Source organism: Rhodopseudomonas sp. BR0C11 (assembly GCF_010820945.1).
Taxonomy (GTDB): Bacteria; Pseudomonadota; Alphaproteobacteria; order Rhizobiales; family Xanthobacteraceae; genus Rhodopseudomonas; species Rhodopseudomonas palustris_H.
Genome location: NZ_QTKI01000694.1, coordinates 1 through 1,356, shown reverse-complemented (window position 1 = coordinate 1,356; position 1,356 = coordinate 1). Strand labels below are relative to the sequence as shown.

The 1,356-nt window shown below is 58.6% G+C and carries 1 protein-coding gene; it reads left to right on the top strand.

Going from position 1 to position 1,356, the window contains the following annotated elements:
- Positions 1-414: 414 nt before the first annotated feature.
- Positions 415-1,116, top strand: a complete 702-nt coding sequence (gene ctrA / locus DYI24_RS26645; protein ID WP_011157191.1) for a response regulator transcription factor CtrA — start codon at positions 415-417, stop codon at positions 1,114-1,116.
- Positions 1,117-1,356: the final 240 nt, after the last annotated feature.

Below are 1,356 nucleotides of genomic sequence, written 5' to 3'. Positions count from 1 at the left end.
GTATTGACGCTGTCGATGTCGCCGATCTGTTCCGCCAAGGCCTTCATTGCGAAACTCTTAAGTTCATCGACGCGGGGCCTGTCGCCTTAACTTCGTGTTTACCCGCATCGTTAATCATTGCGTCACTGTCTTTGATAGCTGAGCACGCTTGCCCCTCAGAATGAAGGGTGAGTCGCAAGAGTCGGTTGACGCCGACTCTTAAAGTGGAACTTGAAGGGGCCGGCCGACAAAAAGCTGCTTTCCCGCAACACCTTAGTGCGATTCGAGAAAAATTGCACGACAGGACCTTGCGGAGCCGAATCAGTTTTTGTTAACCATTCCTCGTCAGGATCCGAATCAGTTCTTCAAAGGCGTTTCCAGTGCCGCAAGTGTGCGGACGCCTGACGCCCGTAGCGGCGCTTAGAGGGGACTGGCATGCGCGTATTGCTGATTGAAGATGACAGCGCGACTGCGCAGTCGATCGAATTGATGCTCAAATCCGAGAGTTTCAATGTCTACACGACGGATCTCGGTGAAGAAGGCGTCGACCTCGGCAAGCTGTACGACTACGACATCATCCTGCTTGATCTGAACCTGCCGGACATGTCCGGTTATGATGTTCTCAAGCAGCTTCGCGTCTCCAAGATCAAAACCCCGATCCTGATCCTTTCCGGTCTCGCCGGCATCGAGGACAAGGTGAAGGGTCTGGGCGTCGGTGCCGACGACTACATGACCAAGCCGTTCCACAAGGACGAGCTGGTCGCGCGCATCCACGCGATCGTCCGCCGCTCGAAGGGGCACGCCCAGTCGGTGATCCAGACCGGCGATCTCGTCGTCAATCTCGACACCAAGACCGTCGAAGTCGGCGGCCAGCGCGTGCATCTGACCGGCAAGGAATATCAGATGCTGGAGCTGCTCTCCCTGCGGAAGGGCACCACGCTGACCAAGGAAATGTTCCTCAACCACCTCTATGGTGGCATGGACGAGCCGGAACTGAAGATCATCGACGTCTTCATCTGCAAGCTGCGCAAGAAGCTCGCCAACGCTTCCGACGGCCGCAACTTCATCGAGACGGTCTGGGGCCGCGGCTACGTGCTGCGCGAACCGTCCGAGGACGACGTCCGCATCCCGGCCTAACTGGTTCTACCAAGAGCGCCCTCGGGCGCTCTCCTTCCGAGTGGTCCTTGACCCCGCCGCAAATGGCGGGGTTTTTGTTTTGGGGATGCCGCTCTGGTTCGCCTCGCCTCAGTCATCGCGGGGCGCGCCCATCGGCGCGAACCCATGATGTGACGCCGGGAGTGCTTGGCTGCAGCTTGCACAACAATCTCGGGATTCCGGGCTCGCTCGCTGGCGCGAGCGTCCCGGAATGACGAAGGG

Coding starts and splice junctions, on each gene's coding strand:
- ctrA (WP_011157191.1), top strand. CDS start 415: ATGCGCGTATTGCTGATTGAAGATGACAGCGCGACTGCGCAGTCGATC.